The sequence below is a fragment of the Microbispora sp. H10885 genome, assembly GCF_014161415.1.
GTDB classification, from domain to species: domain Bacteria; phylum Actinomycetota; class Actinomycetes; order Streptosporangiales; family Streptosporangiaceae; genus Microbispora; species Microbispora triticiradicis.
The window spans coordinates 560,620-577,629 of record NZ_JABBWY010000005.1 but is presented as its reverse complement, the minus strand read 5'-3'; the positions used below and the strand labels follow the sequence as shown (position 1 = coordinate 577,629).

Genomic DNA, 17,010 nt, shown 5'->3' with positions numbered 1-17,010 from the left:
TATGCCCCGACGATCAGGGGCCCCCGCGTGAGTGGGACACGCGGGGGCCCTGATCGGCTCGAAGCGGTTACCTCAACCCGTTGGACATCGCGGTGATCAGTTCGCCGTTGGCGGTGTCACCGCTGAACTCCCAGAAGAAGGCCCCGCCCAGACCCTGGTTCTTGGCGTAGGTCATCTTGCCGCCGATGGTGGCGGGGGTGTCGTAGCTCCACCAGTTGGAGCCGCACTTGGCGTACGCGGTGCCGGCGACCGTGCCGGTGGCCGGGCAGCTGTTCCTGAGGACCTTGTAGTCCTCGATGCCCGCCTCGTACGTGCCGGGCGCGGCGCCGGTGGCGGTGCCGCCGGGGGCCGACTGGGTCACGCCGGTCCAGCCGCGGCCGTAGAAGCCGATGCCCAGCAGGAGCTTGGCCGCCGGCACGCCCTTGCTCCGGAGCTTCTGGACGGCCGCGTCGGAGTAGAACCCGGCGGTGGGGATGCCCGAGTAGGAGGTCAGCGGGGAGTGCGGAGCCGTCGGGCCCTGGGCCGCCCAGGCGCCGAAGTAGTCGTAGGTCATGACGTTGTACCAGTCGACGTACTGCGCCGCGCCCGCGTAGTCGGCGGCGTCGATCTTGCCACCGTTCGTGCCGTCCGCGGTGATGGCGGCGGTGACGAGATAGCCGGCGCCGAACCTGGCGCGCAACGCGGCCATCAGGTTCTTGAACGCCGCCGCGCCGCTGGAGTCACAGCTCAGGCCGCAGGCGTTCGGGTACTCCCAGTCGATGTCGATGCCGTCGAACACGTCGGCCCAGCGCGGGTCCTTCAGCAGGTTGTAGCAGGAGTTGGCGAAGGCGGTGGGGTTGGCCGCGGCCTGGGCGAACCCGCCGGACCAGGTCCAGCCGCCGAAGGAGTAGATGACCTTGATGTTCGGGTACTGCGCCTTGAGCTTGCGCAACTGGTTGAAGGCGCCGCGCAGCGCGCCGGCGTCCCAGGTGTCGGCCTTGCCGTCCACGCTGTTGGCCGTCGTGTACGCCATGTCGTAGTCGGCGTAGGAGTCGCCGATCGCGCACTGGCCGTTGGTCACGTTGCCGAACGCGTAGTTGATGTGGGTGAGCTTGGCGGCCGAACCGCTGGTCACGATGTTCTTCACGAAGTACTGGCGGCCGTAGACGCCCCAGTCGGCGAAGTAGCCGAGCACCTTCTTGCCGCCCGGAGGGGGAGGCGTCGGCGTCACGGTGGGCGTCGCGCTGGGGCTGGGGCTGGGGCTCCTGCTGGGGCTCGGGCTCGGGGAGGGGCTCCTCGTCGGGGTCGCGCTCGGAGAGGGGGACGAGGTGGAGCCGCCCGGAAGGAGCTTCCACAGGGCCGGCACGTTCGGCGGCTCCCACCCGGTCAGGGACGTGTGCGCCTGGATGCACTCGTAGTCCTTGCCCCCGTACGTGACCCGGGCGCCGACGGCGTACCAGGTGTTGGGGGCCCAGGCCGCGTAGGCCAGGGTGACGACTCCGGTCTTCGGGGCGGCGGCGACGGCGGCGGCAGTGGTGGCGCCGGTGGCGGAGGCGGTCCCGATCGCTAGCGGCGCGAGCAGCGCGGCACCGGCGATCACGGACCCGAGGAGGATCTTTCGCAATGGAAACTCCCGGTCTGGGGGGTAAACGATAGGAAAGTTTCCTATTAGTTCGCAGCGTAAATACCGATCGCCGGAGGGTCAACGCCCCGGCGGCCGGTTAATCGCCGGTTAACTCCTCGCTAAGGTCGCACCCGGACGTCACCTGCACCGGAGGTGCGGACTCCCGTACGATGATGCGGTGAGCGGTCTCGTTCGCTCGGTCTGGCACGAGCCCCGTCCCCCCGATGCGCCCAGGCGGGTGTGGCGCGACTGGGCGCTCGTCGTGGTGCTGGTGCCGCTCGCGGTGCTGGAGGGGGTGCTGCGGCCGGATCTGCCGTGGCGGGTCTTCTCGGTGGTCGTCACCGCCGGGCTGACGCCCGCGCTGCTGTGGCGCCGGACCCGGCCCCTGGAGGCGCTGGCGGTCTGCTTCGTCACGACGAGCCTGGTCCCGGTCGCCCTGCACGGCGCGATGCTCGACATGTACTCCCTGGCCTACCTGCTGATCCTGCCGTACGCGCTGGTGCGCTGGGGATCGGGCCGCGAGATCGTGATCGGCCTCGCGGTCATGCTCGCCGGGGCCGGCCTGTCGGTGCTCGTCGAGCACGCCGCGCCCGCCGACGCGATCGGCCCGTTCGCCGTCGTGCTCTCCACGACCACGCTGGGCGGGGCGTTCCGCTACCGGTCCAGGGCGAGGGCCCGCGAGCTCGACCAGGTCAAGCTGCTCGAACGCGAGCAGCTGGCGCGCGAACTGCACGACACGGTCGCCCACCACGTCTCGGCGATGGCGATCCGCGCGCAGGCGGGCCTCGCCACGGCCGCGGCACGGCCCGACGCCGCGACCGAGGCGCTGCGGGTGATCGAGGCCGAGGCGGCGCGCGCCCTCGACGAGATGCGGGCCATGGTCCGCGTCCTGCGCCGGGACGAGCCGGCGGACCTGACCCCCGGCCGCCATATCGCCGACATCGAGGGGCTCGCGGCTCCCGGCGGGCCGGATCACCCGTCCGTCGGGGTCGAGATCTCCGGTGATCTCGGCGGCCTCTCCCCGTCGGTCGAGGCGGCGGTCTACCGCATCGCCCAGGAGGCCGTCACCAACGCGCTGCGGCACGCCCGCCACGCCACCCGGGTGGCGGTGCACGTCACCGGGGACGGGCCCTCGGTGTGCCTGCGCGTGAGCGACGACGGAGACGGCGGCTCCGCCCGCCCGGCGGGCCCGGCGGGATACGGCATCGTGGGCATGGCCGAACGCGCCGACCTGCTCGGCGGCACCTGTGTGGCGGGCCCGGACCCCGGCCGGGGCTGGACCGTGACCGCGGTGCTGCCCAGGAACGGGGTGGCCACGTGAGCATCCGGGTGCTCGTCGCCGACGACCAGGAGATCGTCCGCACCGGGCTCGCGATGATCCTCGACGCCCAGCCCGGCATCGAGGTCGCCGACACGGCCGCCGACGGGCGGCGGGCCGTCGAACTCGCGCGGCGGCTGCGTCCGGACGTGTGCCTGTTCGACATCCGCATGCCCGGCCTCGACGGCATCGAGGCCACCCGCTGCCTCGCCGGGCCGGGGGTCGCCGACCCCCTCGCCGTCGTGGTCATCACCACGTTCGACCTCGACGAGTACGTCTACGCCGCGCTGCGGGCCGGCGCCCGGGGGTTCCTGCTCAAGAACGCCGGCGCCGAGATGCTCTCCCAGGCCGTGCACGCCGCCGCCGGCGGGGACGCGCTCATCGCCCCGAGCGTCACCGCGCGGCTGCTCGGGGCCTTCGCCCGGTCCGGCCCCGCGGCGCCGGCGGCGCGGCTCGTCGAGCCGCTGACGTACCGGGAGGAGGAGATCCTGGCGGCGGTGGCGCGCGGGCGGACCAACAGCGAGATCGCCGACGAGATGCACATCTCGCTCAGCACGGTCAAGACGCACGTCGCGAGCCTGATGGCCAAGCTCGGCGCCCGCAACCGCGTCGAGATCGCGATGTGGGCCTATCAGACGGGCCGCGTCACGGGCTGACGGGCGCCGAGCTCACGGGCGCCGGGCCGGCGCCGGAGGGCCCACTCGGCCACGGCGAGGTTGATCACCCACGCGGCGGTCATGAGCAGCGCGCGGGGGAGCGCGCCGGGCTGTTCACCGGTCAGCACGACCCAGGGCATGATGGTCAGCACCTGGGTGCCCGCGCCCATGCCGAGCGCGTAGCCGCGCGCCATCCACGCCCGGTGGCGGGCGACGTCCCGCCGCCGGATCGCCGCGAAGCCGAGGACGATCGACACGATCATGCCGCCGCCCACCACCAGCCGTACGCCGACGAGCAGGGCGCTGTCGTCCGGCAGGTGCGGGTAGAACAGCGTCATCCACAGGCCCGACAGGGCCGTGACGAGCCCGGCGGGCACCAGCACCCGTCCCGAGATCCGGTGCCAGCGCGGCGCGCGGCGGCGGAGCGCGGGGGCGAACTGCAGGGCGCCGAGGAGGCTGAACAGCGTGACGGCGACGATGTGCGCGACCACGGGGAAGGGCGTGGCGAAGTACCGGGCGCTGTTCGCGGTGACCGGCCCGCCGCCGGTCAGCTGCGACAGCCGGGTCGCGCCGGCGACCACAGGGACGGCGCTGAGCGCGATCAGCCCCGCCGGCACCAGCCATTCCCTTTTCCTCCGGCCGCCTCTCGTGGGCACGGACCGTCGCGTCGATGTCAGTTCTGTCATGGCCCGATCGTCGTACGCGGAGTGGGTGCGGATCATCGGCGGAACGGCTCGATCCGCACCGGTCCATCGGCTGTCGATCGGGCGTACTTTCGGCCGATGAGCCCTGGGCGCGGCGCTTCCTACGCTGGCCTCCCAGCCGCCGAGGCGACGAGGAGAGATGCGATGAAGGCCTACGTTCTACGCTCGTACGGCCCGCCCGAGGTCCTGACGCTCAGCGACGTCCCGACGCCGGAGCCCGGCCCCGGAGAGGTGCTGGTCCGGGTCCGAGCCACCTCCGTCCAGCCGTACGACTGGCACCACATGCGAGGCGAGCCGTACGTCGCGCGTCTGATGGGCGGCACGCTCGGCCCGCGCGGGCCGCGTCTCAGCGTGCTCGGCGCCGACGTCGCGGGACAGGTCGAGGCGGTCGGCGCGGGCGTCACCGCGTTCGGCCCGGGCGACGAGGTGTTCGCGCTGGTCACCGGCGGCGGCTTCGCCGAGTACGTCAGCGTGCGGGAGAGCGATCTGGTCCGCAAACCGGAGAACCTGTCGTTCGAGCAGGCGGCGGCGGTGCCGCTGGCCGCCGCCACCGCGCTGCTGGCCCTGGACGAAGGGCGGGTCCGGCCGGGGCACGAGGTGCTCGTGAACGGCGCGTCGGGCGGGGTGGGCACGTTCGCCGTGCAGCTCGCCAGGGCGTTCGGGGCCGAGGTCACCGGCGTCTGCGGCCCCCGCAACGTGGACCTGGTCCGGTCGCTCGGCGCGGGCGAGGCCGTCGACTACAGCAGGGCCGACTTCACCCGGACCGGCCGGCGGTACGACGTGCTGATCGACATCGCGGGCACCAAGCCGCCGGCGGCCTGCCGGCGGGTGCTGAGGCCCCGGGGGGCGCACGTCGTCGTCGGCGGGCCGGCCGGACGGTGGCTGCAGCCCGTCGGCCACACGATCGCGGCGCTCGCGACGTCGCCGTTCACGTCCAGGCGAGTGGTCCTCGCCGACGTGACCCGATGCCGCGAGAACCGGGCGAACCTGGTCAAGCTGGCCGGGCTCATCGAGCAGGGCGACCTCACCCCGGTCGTCGACCGCGTCTACCCGTTCGACGACCTCCCCGCGGCCGTCCGCTACGTGGAGGAGGGGCACGCCCGCGGGAAGGTCGTCGTCACGCTCTGAACGGCCTGCCGCGGATCAGGACTCCGCGACCAGGCCATCGGGCTCCGGCTCCACCGGCGCCTCGTCCTCCGGATCCGGCCCCGTCCCCGGCAGGGCCGTCACGGTCCGCTCGTCCATCTCGGCGCTCACCGGGGTCGGCGTCTCCACCGGCCGCAGCCACACCACGCCGAGCGGCGGCACGCGCAGCCGCGCCGAGCAGGGCAGGCCGTGCCGCGGCGTCTCCACCGCCTCGACCGCGCCCATGTTGCCGACCCCGCTGCCCGCGTACTCGTACGCGTCGGTGTTGAGGACCTCCTCCCACCGCCCCGGGGTCGGCAGGCCCAGGTGGTAGTCGTCGTGCGGCGCGCCGGAGAAGTTGGCGACGCAGGCCAGCACCGAGCCGTCCGCGCCGTACCGGAGGAACGACAGCACGTTGCCCGAGGCGTCGTCGGCGTCGATCCAGCGGAAGCCCTCGTGGGTGTTGTCGCGGGAGTAGAGCGCGGGCGACTCGCGGTAGACGTTGTTGAGGTCCCTGATCAGCCGCCGCACGCCCTGGTGGAAGTCGAAGTCGAGCAGCCACCAGTCGAGGCCGCCCGCCTCCGACCATTCGGCGCCCTGGCCGAACTCGCCGCCCATGAACAACAGCTGCTTGCCGGGATGGGCCCACATGAAGCCGTACAGCGCGCGCAGGTTGGCGAAGCGCTGCCACTCGTCGCCCGGCATCTTGCCCAGCAGCGACCCCTTGAGGTGGACGACCTCGTCGTGCGAGAGCGGCAGCACGAAGTTCTCCGAGAAGGCGTACATCAGGGAGAACGTCATCTGGTGATGGTGATACTGCCGGTAGACCGGCTCCCGGGACATGTAGCTGAGCGTGTCGTGCATCCAGCCCATGTTCCACTTGAAGCCGAAGCCGAGCCCGCCGAGGTACGCCGGGCGCGAGACCCCGGGCCAGGCGGTCGACTCCTCCGCGATCGTCACGATCCCGGGCTCCTCGCGGTAGACGACGGCGTTCATCTCCTTGAGGAACTCGATCGCGTCGAGGTTCTCCCTGCCGCCGTACTCGTTGGGCGTCCACTCGCCCTCGCGGCGCGAGTAGTCGAGGTAGAGCATCGACGCCACCGCGTCCACCCGCAGGCCGTCGACGTGGAACTCCTTCAGCCAGAAGAGCGCGTTGGCCACCAGGAAGTTGCGCACCTCCTTCCGGCCGAAGTCGAAGACGTACGTGCCCCAGTCGGGGTGGGTGCCGCGGTGCGGGTCGCCGTGCTCGTAGAGCGGCGTGCCGTCGAAGCGGGCGAGGGCCCACTCGTCCATCGGGAAGTGCGCCGGCACCCAGTCGACGATCACGCCGACGCCGGCCCGGTGCAGCTCGTCCACCAGATGGCGGAAGTCGTCGGGGGAGCCGAACCGGGAGGTCGGGGCGTAGTACGACGTCACCTGGTAACCCCACGAGCCGCCGAACGGATGCTCGGCGACGGGCAGGAACTCCACGTGCGTGAACCCCATGTCCGTCACGTACTCGACCAGTTCCCGGGCGAGGTCGCGGTAGGACAGGCCGGGCCGCCAGGAGCCGAGGTGCACCTCGTAGGTGCTCATCGGCTCGACGAGGGCGTCCCGCGACGCCCGGGCGGCCATCCACTCCTCGTCCCGCCACTCGTACGCCGGCTTCTCCACGATGCTGGCGGTCGCCGGCGGGATCTCGGTGCGCCGGGCCATGGGGTCGGCCTTCTCCCGCCAGACGCCGTCGAGGCCGAGGATCTGGAACTTGTACCGGGCGCCCTCGCCGATCTCCGGGACGAACAGCTCCCACACCCCGGTCCCGCCGAGCGAGCGCATGGGGTGGGCGCCGCCGTTCCAGTGGTTGAAGTCGCCGATCACCCGCACGCCCTGCGCGTTCGGCGCCCACACCGAGAACGCCGTGCCGTCCACGTCCTCGTGGCGGACGACCCGCGCTCCGAGCACCTCCCACAGCCGTTCGTGCCTGCCCTCGCCGATCAGGTGCAGGTCGAGCTCGCCCAGCGTCGGCCAGTGGCGGTACGGATCGTCCGTCTCGTACGGCGGGGCGTCGGGGTAGGTGACGCGCAGGCGGTAGTCCGGGACCTTGTCGACGCCGGGCAGTGTCACCTCGAACACGCCGAAGGCGGTGTGGCCCATCTCGTGCGCCGAGCCCTCGGCCAGCACCTCGACCTTCTCCGCGAAGGGCCGCAGAGCCCTGATCGTGACGCCGTCAGGCCCGGGATGGGCCCCCAGAATCGAATGGGGGTCGTGATGGGCGCCCCCCGCCAGCCGGTCCAAATCCATGTCGCAAACCTGCCCTAGATATATCCCACCGAACACTGCGATCTTGTCAGCGGAAGGCGGCGAGCGGTATGGGCAACCAGGTCGGCCGGTTGCGCGCCTCGTAGACGACCTCGTACACGGCCTTGCTCAGCTCCAGCGCGCGCAGCAGGACCGCCTCGTCGCCGCGGACCCGCCCGCCGCCCTCGGAGTAGCCGGCGAGGAACGCCGCGCGGTTGCGTTCCGACCACTCCCGGGCCCGGTGCTCCAGCCCGTCGGCGTCCGGGTGGTCGGCCAGCAGGTGCCGGGCGGCGTACTCGAACGAGCGCAGCATGCCCGCCACGTCGCGCAGCGGCGAGTCGAGCGCCTGGCGCTCGGCCAGCGGCTGCCCCGGCTCGCCCTCGAAGTCGAGCACGACCCAGTCGGTCATGGTGCGCATGACCTGGCCGAGGTGGTAGTCGCCGTGGACCCGCTGCACCGGCACCTCGTGCGCGAGGTCGCCGAGCCGGTCGAACGCCTCGGCGGCGACGTCGGCGTGCTCGCCGAGCCGCGGCACCTCGGCGATCGCCCGGTCGAGCCTGCGGCGGAACCGCTCGGTCATCCGCTTGAGCTCCGGCGGCTCGATCATGCCCGTGGGGAAGGCCCGGGCCAGCTCCCGGTGGACCTGCGCGGTGGCCACCCCCAGCCGCCGGGCCTCGCCCGCGAAGTCGCCGCCGGCGTCCTCCGCCGGCATGCCCTCCGGGGACGCGTAGAGGTCGCGCACGCTGGTCAGCGCCATCGACCAGCCCTCGTTGGCGTTCCGCAGGTACTCCTGCATGATCGCCAGGGTGGTCGGCTCGTCCTGCAGCGTGGTCTCGATCCAGCCGTACGGCCGGGCCACGTGGGACGAGCCCGCGCCGGCGAGCGCGGTGATGATCTCCAGCTCCGGGTTGGTCCCCGGGCTGAGCTGCCGGAACAGCTTGAAGATGTACGTGTCGCCGTACACCAGCGAGGTGTTCGACTGCTCGGCGGTCAGCACGAGGCTGCGCTGCGAGGTGTCGATCTCCACACCGTGCGCGCGGTGGAAGGCGAGGCCGTCGAACCCGTGGTCCACGGCCATCCCCTCCAGCAGGTGCGCGGTCAGGGCGGAGTCGTGCAGCGCGTCGTAGACCTCGGCCTCGCGGCCGTCGCGGCGGCACCTGCCGATGCGCACGTGCTCCAGCCGGTCGGGCAGGTGCTCGCGCAGCCCGACCGGGATCTGGTAGCGCGTGCGGCGGTCCCCCTGACGCACGCACACGACCAGATGGAGCAGCGCCGGGTCCCCGCCGGCGATCTCGATCTCGGAGTCGATGGACAGGTCGTCGATGGCGCGCCCCTTGCCGGCGAACCACCGTTGCCCGGTGATCCAGCCGGCCAGAAGCTCCTGAAGTGAAGTCGTCACTCCTCCTTCGTGCCGGCCGTCCGGTGCGTGACGGGCAACGTGAACCAGTAGAACCCATGCCCAGGGAGCGTCAAAAGATACGGAAGTTCGCCGATCGGGGGGAAAGGAACTCCGCCCATGCACTCGACCGGTGTCGATCCCTCGAACCTGCGCAGGTCGAGCTCGACCGGCTGGGGGAAACGGGAGAGGTTGTTGACGCACAGCACCCGGTCGTCGCCGAGCTCCCGCACGAACGCGAGCACGCTGGGGTTGGAGGAGTTCAGCTCGGTGAACTCGCCGAGGCCGAACACGGGGTGCCGCTTGCGGATCTCGATCATCCGCTTGGTGAAGTGCAGCAGCGAGCTGGCGCTCTTCTGCTGGGCCTCGACGTTGATCGCCTGGTACCCGTAGATCGGATCCATGATCACCGGGAGGTAGAGCCGGCCGGGGTCGCAGCTGGAGAAGCCCGCGTTGCGGTCGGGGGTCCACTGCATCGGGGTGCGCACGCCGTCGCGGTCGCCGAGCCAGATGTTGTCGCCCATCCCGATCTCGTCGCCGTAGTACATGACCGGCGAGCCGGGCAGGCTGAGCAGCAGCGCGGTGAACAGCTCGATCTGGTTGCGGTCGTTGTCCAGCAGCGTCGCCAGCCGCCGCCGGATGCCGACGTTGGCCCGCATCCGCGGGTCCTTGGCGTACTCCGAGTACATGTAGTCGCGCTCTTCGTCGGTGACCATCTCCAGCGTCAACTCGTCGTGGTTGCGCAGGAAGATCCCCCACTGGCAGTTCTCGGGAATCTTCGGCGTCTGGGCCAGGATCTCCGAGATCGGATAGCGCGACTCGCGCCGCACCGCCATGAAGATGCGCGGCATCAGCGGGAAGTGGAAGGCCATGTGGCACTCGTCGCCCCCGGTGACCGGGTCGCCGAAGTACTCCACCACGTCGGCCGGCCACTGGTTGGCCTCGGCCAGCAGCACCCGGTCGGGATACAGGCGGTCCACCTCCGCCCGCACCCGCTTGAGGTAGGCGTGCGTCGGGGGCAGGTTCTCGCAGTTGGTGTCCTCCTGCTCGAACAGGTACGGGATCGCGTCCAGGCGGAACCCGTCGATGCCCAGGTCCAGCCAGAACCGGATGACCTCCAGCATCGCGTCCTGCACCGCCGGGTTCTCGAAGTTGAGGTCCGGCTGGTGGTGGAAGAACCGGTGCCAGTAGTACTGCCCCCGCACCGCGTCGAAGGTCCAGTTCGACGCCTCGGTGTCCACGAAGATGATCCGCGCGCCGGGGTACTTCTCGTCGGTGTCGCTCCACACGTAGAAGTCGCCGAACGGGCCGTCGGGATCGTTGCGGGAGGCCTGGAACCACGGGTGCTGGTCGCTGGTGTGGTTCATCACCAGGTCGGCGATCACCCGGATGCCCCGCTTGTGCGCCTCGTCCACCAGCCGGATGAAGTCTCCCAGGTCACCGAAGTCCGGGAGGATCTTCATGTAGTCGGAGATGTCGTACCCGCCGTCCTTGAGCGGGGACTCGTACAGCGGGAGCAGCCAGAGGCAGTCGATGCCGAGCCACTGGAGGTAGTCCAGCTTCTCGATGAGGCCGCGGATGTCTCCGGTGCCGTCGCCGTTCGAGTCGGCGAAGCCGCGGATCAGCACCTCGTAGAAGACGGCCCGCTTGTACCAGCGCTGGTCCCGCGGCTCCTCCTCGGTGAAGGTGTTCGGGATCGGCTGGGTGTGGCTGGGCTGGATGTGGCTGGGCTGAGGCGTGGTCGAGCTCACCTGTTGACTCCCCGTAGTGTGCAGGGCTGCGTCACGGGCGGAGCGCTGACCCGTGGCGGAGCGTGAGGATGTGTGCGGGTTGTACGTGCGGGTCGAGGCGCACGTAGTTCGCCTGCCCCCAGCGGTACGACTCGCCCGACAGTTGGTCGTCCACGACGAAGTCGGCATGCCAGTCGAGACCGAGGGCGGGCATGTCGAGCCGGACCGTCGCCTCATGGGTGTTGTATGGATCCAGGTTGACGACGGCCAGTACGACATCGCCTAGTCCGTGCCGTCGTGAGGCCGTGTCATAGGCGCCGGGCAGCCGCTTCGAGAAGCAGATCACGTCCGGCTGGTCGACGTTGTGAAACCGTAGGTTACGCAATTCCTGGAGCGCCGGGTGCGCTCTTCTCAACAAATTGAGCTGGGTAATGAACGGGGCAAGGCTGCGGCCCTCACGCTCCGCCGCCGCCCAGTCACGCGGACGGTACTGGTACTTCTCGCTGTCGAGATACTCCTCACTGCCCGGGCGGACCGGGACGTTCTCGGCCAGCTCGTATCCGGAGTAGACGCCCCAGGTGGGGGCCGTCAGCGCGGCCAGCACCGCCCGGATCCTGAACGCCGGCACGCCGCCGTGCTGGAGGTACTCGTGCAGGATGTCGGGCGTGTTGACGAACAGGTTCGGCCGCAGGAAGTGCGAGGTCTCGTGGGACAGCTCCCACAGGTACTCCTCGAACTCCTGCTTGTGGTTGCGCCAGGTGAAGTACGTGTAGGACTGGTGGAAGCCGACCTTGCCGAGGGTCCGCATCATGGCGGGACGGGTGAACGCCTCGGCCAGGAACAGCACGTCCGGGTCGGTCGCGTTGATGTCGGAGATCAGCCGCTCCCAGAACCGCACCGGCTTGGTGTGCGGGTTGTCCACCCGGAAGATCCGCACGCCGTGGTCCATCCAGTGCCGGACGACCCGCCTGACCTCCGCGTAGATCCCCTCGGGGTCCTTGTCGAAGTTCAGGGGATAGATGTCCTGGTACTTCTTCGGCGGGTTCTCCGCGTACGCGATCGTGCCGTCGGCCCGGATGTTGAACCACTCGGGATGCTCCTTGACCCACGGGTGGTCGGGGGAGCACTGCAGCGCGAGGTCGAGGGCGATCTCCATGCCCAGCTCGCGGGCCTTCGCGACGAACTCGTCGAAGTCCTCGATCGTGCCGAGATCGGGGTGGATCGCGTCGTGGCCGCCCTGCTCCGAGCCGATGGCCCACGGCGATCCGGGGTCGTACTGGTCGGGCGTCAGCGTGTTGTTGCGGCCCTTGCGGAACTGCGCGCCGATGGGGTGGATCGGTGGCAGGTAGACCACGTCGAAGCCCATCTGGGCGATCGCCGGGAGCCGCCTGGCCGCCGTCCCGAACGTCCCCGACTTGGGGGCGACGCCCTCCTGCCCCACCACGGCCCCCTCCGAGCGGGGGAAGAACTCGTACCACGAGCCGAACAGCGCCCGCCGCCGGTCCACCCGCACGCGCTGGCGCCCGGAACGGGTGAGCAGGTCGCGCAGCGGATGCGCGGCGATCAGCTCCGCGGTCTCCGGCAGCTGCGTGACCGCGAAGCGCGCCCGGGGGTCCACCGCGTCGTCCCGCAGGCGGGCCGCCAGGGCCAGCAGCGCGGCCCGGTGCCCGCAGGTGCCGCCCGCCTCCGCCGCCACCCGGCAGTCCGCGGCCCGCACGCCCTTGGCCGCCCGCTCGAACAGCCGGGCGCCCTCCTCGCACATGAGGTCGGCGTCCAGATTGCGGGGGATCTTGATGCCCGCGTCGTGCGTCCACGTGGCGATCGGGTCGCTCCAGGCCTCCACCCGGAACTGCCACAGCCCTTCGGTGGGCAGCGACACCTCCACGCTCCACCGGTCGGTGCCCGGCCCGGCCTCGCGCATGGGCAGCATCCGGCCCGGCGCGCCGTCCGGGTCGATCAGCACGACGCCGGCGGCGACCGCGTCGTGCCCCTCGCGGAACACCGTCGCGCTGATCTCGAAGGTCTCTCCCGCGGCGGCCTTGGCGGGCCACTGGCCGCAGTCGACGACGGGCTGGATGTCCTGGATGGGAATTCGTCCGATCATCGTCACTTCGTACTCGGGGGCGGCACACCGGGTACCGCCGGCAGGCGGGCAGCACGACAGAAGGGACCCGTAGACCGGAGTCCCACCTCGCTCTTACAGGGGTTGCCCTAATAGTCCACTCTTACCCCTGCAGAACGAAAGAGCGCTCGCCGTGTTTGGCGCGACGACGCCTGGAGATCGATCACTGGGTGCCGGGCTAGATCGTCCGGCATGGACATCACCAGGTCAAGGGTACTTTGGTGAGGTTTGAACCTGCATGCTGGGGGTGAAAGCGTTCAACGAAGAACTCGATCCGCAGTACGACAGGTATGTTTTCGGTCGCGCGTCGTGGCGCTGAGTAACTAGGGTCTGACCTCGTGAGAGCTATCCGCAGGTTCACTGTCCGAACCGTTCTTCCCTCGCAGCTCGCACCTCTGGGTGAGCTGGTCCAGAACCTCCGCTGGTCGTGGCACCCCGAGACCATGGACCTGTTCGCGGAGGTGGATCCCGAGGTCTGGGAGCGTGTCGACCACGACCCCGTCGCGCTGCTCGGCGCGGTCGAGGCCGACAGGCTGCGCGTGCTCGCCCAGGATCGGCGCTTCCTGCGCCGCCTGGCCGACGCCGCCGACGACCTGCGGGAGTACATGACCGCCCCCCGCTGGTATCAATCGCTGGAGGCCGCCCCCAAGGCGATCGGCTACTTCTCGCCCGAGTACGGCATCGCCGCCGCGCTGCCGCAGTACTCCGGCGGCCTCGGGATCCTCGCCGGCGACCACCTCAAGGCCGCCAGCGACCTCGGTGTGCCGATCCTCGGCGTCGGTCTCCTCTACCGGCACGGGTACTTCACCCAGTCGCTGTCGGCGGAGGGCTGGCAGCTTGAGCACTACCCCTCCCTCGACCCCGGCGGCCTGCCGCTCACGCTCCTGAAGGAGCAGGACGGGGCGCCGGCGCGCGTCGCGATCAGCCTCGCGGGCGGGCGCACCCTGCACGCCCAGGTCTGGGTGGCCCAGGTCGGCCGGGTGCCGCTGCTGCTGCTCGACTCCGACGTCGCCGAGAACGACGCGGTCGCCCGGGACGTGACCGACCGCCTGTACGGCGGGGGCGGCGACCACCGGCTGATGCAGGAACTGCTGCTCGGCATCGGCGGCGTGCGGGCCATCCGGGCCTACTGCCGGATCACCGGGCACCCCGAGCCCGAGGTGTTCCACACCAACGAGGGGCACGCGGGATTCCTCGGCCTGGAGCGCATCCGCGAGCTCACCGAGGCCCGGCTGTCGTTCGAGGAGGCGCTGGAGGCCGTACGGGCCGGGACGGTGTTCACCACGCACACGCCGGTGCCCGCGGGCATCGACCGGTTCCCCGCCGAGATGATCGCCCGCCAGTTCGGCGGCTCGAACGCCTGGCCGACGGTGTCGGTCGACCGGATCCTGGAGCTCGGCGCCGAGCCCGAGGGGCCCGAGTCCGACCCCGCGGTGTTCAACATGGCCGTCATGGGCATGCGGCTGGCCCAGCGCGTCAACGGCGTGTCGGAGCTGCACGGCAAGGTCAGCCAGGAGATGTTCCAGGGGCTGTGGCCGGGCTTCGACGTCGACGAGGTGCCGATCGGCTCGATCACCAACGGCGTCCACGCCCCGACGTGGGTGGGCCGGGAGATGATGGAGCTCGCCGGCAAGGAGCTGCCGTCGCTGATCGACAAGGCGCAGGGCTGGGAGGGCGTGCACAAGCTCTCCGACGCCGACATCTGGGGCATCCGGGGCACGCTCCGGGCCCGCCTGGTGGAGGAGGCGCGCCGGCGGCTGCGGAAGTCGTGGCGCCAGCGCGGAGCCACCGAGGCCGAGCTGACCTGGGTGGACGAGGCGCTCGACCCGGACGTGCTGACGATCGGCTTCGCCCGGCGGGTGCCCTCCTACAAGCGGCTCACCCTCATGCTCAACCAGCCCGACCGGCTCCGCAGGCTGCTGCTCGATCCGGACAAGCCAGTCCAGATCGTCATCGCCGGCAAGGCGCACCCCGCCGACGAGGGCGGCAAGAAGCTGATCCAGCAGATCGTGCGCTTCGCCGACTCCGAGGACGTGCGGCACCGCATCGTCTTCCTGCCCGACTACGACATGGCGCTCGGGCAGCTCATGGTCACCGGGTCGGACGTGTGGATGAACAACCCGCTGCGCCCGCTGGAGGCGTGCGGCACGTCCGGCATGAAGGCGGCGCTCAACGGCGGCCTCAACCTGTCCATCCGCGACGGATGGTGGGACGAGTGGTACGACGGCACCAACGGCTGGGCCGTCCCCAGCGCCGACGGGGTGGACGACCCCGAGCGGCGGGACGAGCTGGAGGCCACGGCGCTGTACGACCTCGTCGAGCGCGAGGTGGCCGACCGGTTCTACGACCGGGCCGCCGACGGCCTGCCGCGGCGCTGGCTGGAGATGGTCAAGCACACGCTCAGCTCGCTCGGGCCGAAGGTCCTCGCCGGCCGGATGCTCCACGACTACGTCACCGACCTCTACACCCCGGCCGCGGCCGGCGCCCGCGTGCTCGCGGCGGACGGCTACGACAACGCCCGGCTGTTCGCCGCCTGGAAGCTGCGCGTGGTCAAGGCGTGGCCGGGCGTGCGGGTCGAGCACGTGGAGGCGGCCGGCGTGGGGGACACCCCCGAGCTGGGGGCCCAGCTTGAGCTGCGGGCCACGATCGCCCTCGGCGAGCTGTCCGCGGAGGACGTGCGGGTCGAGGCGGCGTACGGCCGCGTGGGGGCGCACGACGAACTGCTCGCGCCCTGCTACGTGACGCTCAAGGCCGACTCGGTGGGCGACGACGGCCGGGCGCACTACACCGGCGCCGTGCCGCTGGACCGCACCGGCGCGTTCGGCTACTCGGTGCGGGTGGTCCCGTCCCACCCGCTGATGGCGTCCCCGGCGGAGCTGGGCCTGGTCGCCGTACCGGAGGAGCCGGTCGGGATGACCAACGGCACCCTGCGTTAGACCCCTGCGCCTAGGCGCGGGTCGTCCCCCCTCATCCTGCTTTCGCCGCAGGTGAGGGGGGTAGACCCGCACCATGGCACAGGCGCTGCACATCGGGATGGTCGCGCCGCCGTGGTACGACGTCCCGCCCCGGGCGTACGGCGGCATCGAGACGGTCGTGCACGGGCTGGTCCAGGGTTTACGGCGGCAGGGCCACCGGGTGACCGTGATCGGGGCCGGCCGGACCGTGGACCTGCGGACCTACGACGAGCCGCCCTCGGCGCGCATCGGCGACCCCTTCCCCGAGGTGGTGCACGCGGCCGGCGCGGCCCGCCTGCTGCGGAGCCTGGACGTGGACGTCGTCCACGACCACTCGCTGGCCGGGCCGCTCACCGCCGCCGCCCGGCTCGTGCCGACGATCGTCACCTGCCACAACGACGTGGGGGGTGAGCTCGGCGACTACTACCGCGGGCTCGGGCCGGACGTGGCGCTGGTGGCCATCTCCGCCGCCCAGCGCGCCTGCGCGCCCGACCTCAACTGGGTGGGGCGGGTGCACAACGCGGTGGACGCCGCGGCGTGGCCGTTCCGGGAGCGCAAGGACGACTGGGTTCTGTGGCTGGGGCGGATGAGCCCCGACAAGGGCGCGCACCTCGCGGTCGAGGCGGCGCGCGCGGTGGGCCGCCGCATCCTGCTGGTCGGCCGGCAGGCCGAGCCGGGGGAGCTCTCCTACTTCCGCCGGCGGGTGTCGCCGCTGCTCGGCCCGGACGCCGAGTACCTGGGGGAGGCGGACTGTGCCCTCAAGAGCGAGCTGTTCTCACGGGCCCGGTGCCTGGTGCTCCCGCTGCTGTGGGACGAGCCGTTCGGCATGGTCATGATCGAGGCGATGGCCTGCGGCACGCCGGTGGTGGCGCTGCGCCGGGGCGCGGTCCCGGAGATCGTGGTGGACGGGGTGACCGGGTTCGTCCGCGACACGCCGGCCGAACTGCCGGCCGCGATCGAGGCGGTCTCCGCGCTGGACCCGCACGCGGTGCGCGCCCGCGTCGACCGGCACTTCGACCTGCGCGTCATGGTGCAGGGATACGAGCAGGTGTACCGCAAGGTGCTGGCGCAGGCGGCCGGCGCTCCCCGGCAGCCCCTCCCGCTCGGACGCTGATCTCCGTCCCG

Annotated in this window: 11 protein-coding genes; 5 read left to right on the top strand and 6 right to left on the bottom strand. The window is 71.4% G+C overall.

Annotation, left to right across the window (positions count from 1 at the left end; genetic code table 11):
* Positions 1-67 precede the first annotated feature (67 nt).
* Positions 68-1,603, bottom strand: a complete 1,536-nt coding sequence (locus tag HHX37_RS16720; protein ID WP_182885958.1) for a glycosyl hydrolase family 18 protein — start codon at positions 1,601-1,603, stop codon at positions 68-70.
* Positions 1,604-1,781: 178 nt separating this feature from the next.
* On the opposite strand from HHX37_RS16720, the gene HHX37_RS16715 reads away from it, so the two are divergent.
* Both HHX37_RS16715 and HHX37_RS16710 read left to right on the top strand, forming a co-directional pair.
* Positions 1,782-2,924 carry a sensor histidine kinase gene (locus HHX37_RS16715; RefSeq protein ID WP_182875331.1) on the top strand — a complete coding sequence of 381 codons (1,143 nt, stop codon included), beginning with the start codon at positions 1,782-1,784 and terminating at the stop codon, positions 2,922-2,924.
* A complete protein-coding gene (locus tag HHX37_RS16710) occupies positions 2,921-3,577 on the top strand; it encodes a response regulator (protein ID WP_111698863.1) in 657 nt (218 codons plus the stop codon). The genes HHX37_RS16715 and HHX37_RS16710 overlap by 4 nt, the downstream gene beginning before the upstream one ends.
* Here the strand turns inward: HHX37_RS16710 and HHX37_RS16705 are convergent.
* A complete protein-coding gene (locus HHX37_RS16705; RefSeq protein ID WP_182875332.1) occupies positions 3,553-4,194 on the bottom strand; it encodes a DUF2306 domain-containing protein in 642 nt (213 codons plus the stop codon). The two genes, HHX37_RS16710 and HHX37_RS16705, sit on opposite strands and share 25 nt — an antisense overlap.
* Positions 4,195-4,425: 231 nt before the next feature.
* Between HHX37_RS16705 and HHX37_RS16700 the strand changes: the two genes are divergently transcribed.
* Positions 4,426-5,409 (top strand): NAD(P)-dependent alcohol dehydrogenase, encoded by a 984-nt coding sequence (locus HHX37_RS16700; RefSeq protein WP_182885957.1) that lies wholly within the window; start codon positions 4,426-4,428, stop codon positions 5,407-5,409.
* 15 nt (positions 5,410-5,424) lie between these two features.
* Here the strand turns inward: HHX37_RS16700 and glgB are convergent, their stop codons facing one another.
* From glgB to HHX37_RS16680, 4 genes are all read right to left on the bottom strand, one after another.
* Complete coding sequence (gene glgB / locus HHX37_RS16695; protein ID WP_182885956.1) at positions 5,425-7,686, bottom strand: 1,4-alpha-glucan branching protein GlgB; 2,262 nt, start codon at positions 7,684-7,686, stop codon at positions 5,425-5,427.
* 46 nt (positions 7,687-7,732) lie between these two features.
* Entirely contained in the window at positions 7,733-9,082 is a 1,350-nt protein-coding gene (locus HHX37_RS16690) for a maltokinase N-terminal cap-like domain-containing protein (protein ID WP_182885955.1), read from the bottom strand.
* Positions 9,079-10,800, bottom strand: coding sequence for a maltose alpha-D-glucosyltransferase (treS, locus tag HHX37_RS16685; RefSeq protein WP_182875465.1), 1,722 nt, complete (start codon positions 10,798-10,800; stop codon positions 9,079-9,081). The genes HHX37_RS16690 and treS overlap by 4 nt, the downstream gene beginning before the upstream one ends.
* Positions 10,801-10,861: 61 nt before the next feature.
* Positions 10,862-12,913, bottom strand: a complete 2,052-nt coding sequence (locus HHX37_RS16680) for an alpha-1,4-glucan--maltose-1-phosphate maltosyltransferase (protein ID WP_111698853.1) — start codon at positions 12,911-12,913, stop codon at positions 10,862-10,864.
* A 356-nt stretch (positions 12,914-13,269) separates the two neighbouring features.
* Here HHX37_RS16680 and glgP point away from each other — a divergent pair, with 356 nt between their 5' ends.
* Both glgP and HHX37_RS16670 read left to right on the top strand, forming a co-directional pair.
* Positions 13,270-15,867 carry an alpha-glucan family phosphorylase gene (gene glgP / locus HHX37_RS16675; RefSeq protein ID WP_182885954.1) on the top strand — a complete coding sequence of 866 codons (2,598 nt, stop codon included), beginning with the start codon at positions 13,270-13,272 and terminating at the stop codon, positions 15,865-15,867.
* Between the two features lie 73 nt (positions 15,868-15,940).
* Positions 15,941-16,999, top strand: coding sequence for a glycosyltransferase family 4 protein (locus tag HHX37_RS16670; RefSeq protein WP_182885953.1), 1,059 nt, complete (start codon positions 15,941-15,943; stop codon positions 16,997-16,999).
* Positions 17,000-17,010 lie beyond the last annotated feature (11 nt).

Excerpts from the sequence above, each read along its gene's own strand:
- HHX37_RS16680 (WP_111698853.1), bottom strand. The coding sequence starts at position 12,913 with ATGATCGGACGAATTCCCATCCAGGACATCCAGCCCGTCGTCGACTGC.
- HHX37_RS16670 (WP_182885953.1), top strand. The coding sequence starts at position 15,941 with ATGGCACAGGCGCTGCACATCGGGATGGTCGCGCCGCCGTGGTACGAC.
- HHX37_RS16700 (WP_182885957.1), top strand. The coding sequence starts at position 4,426 with ATGAAGGCCTACGTTCTACGCTCGTACGGCCCGCCCGAGGTCCTGACG.
- glgB (WP_182885956.1), bottom strand. The coding sequence starts at position 7,686 with ATGGATTTGGACCGGCTGGCGGGGGGCGCCCATCACGACCCCCATTCG.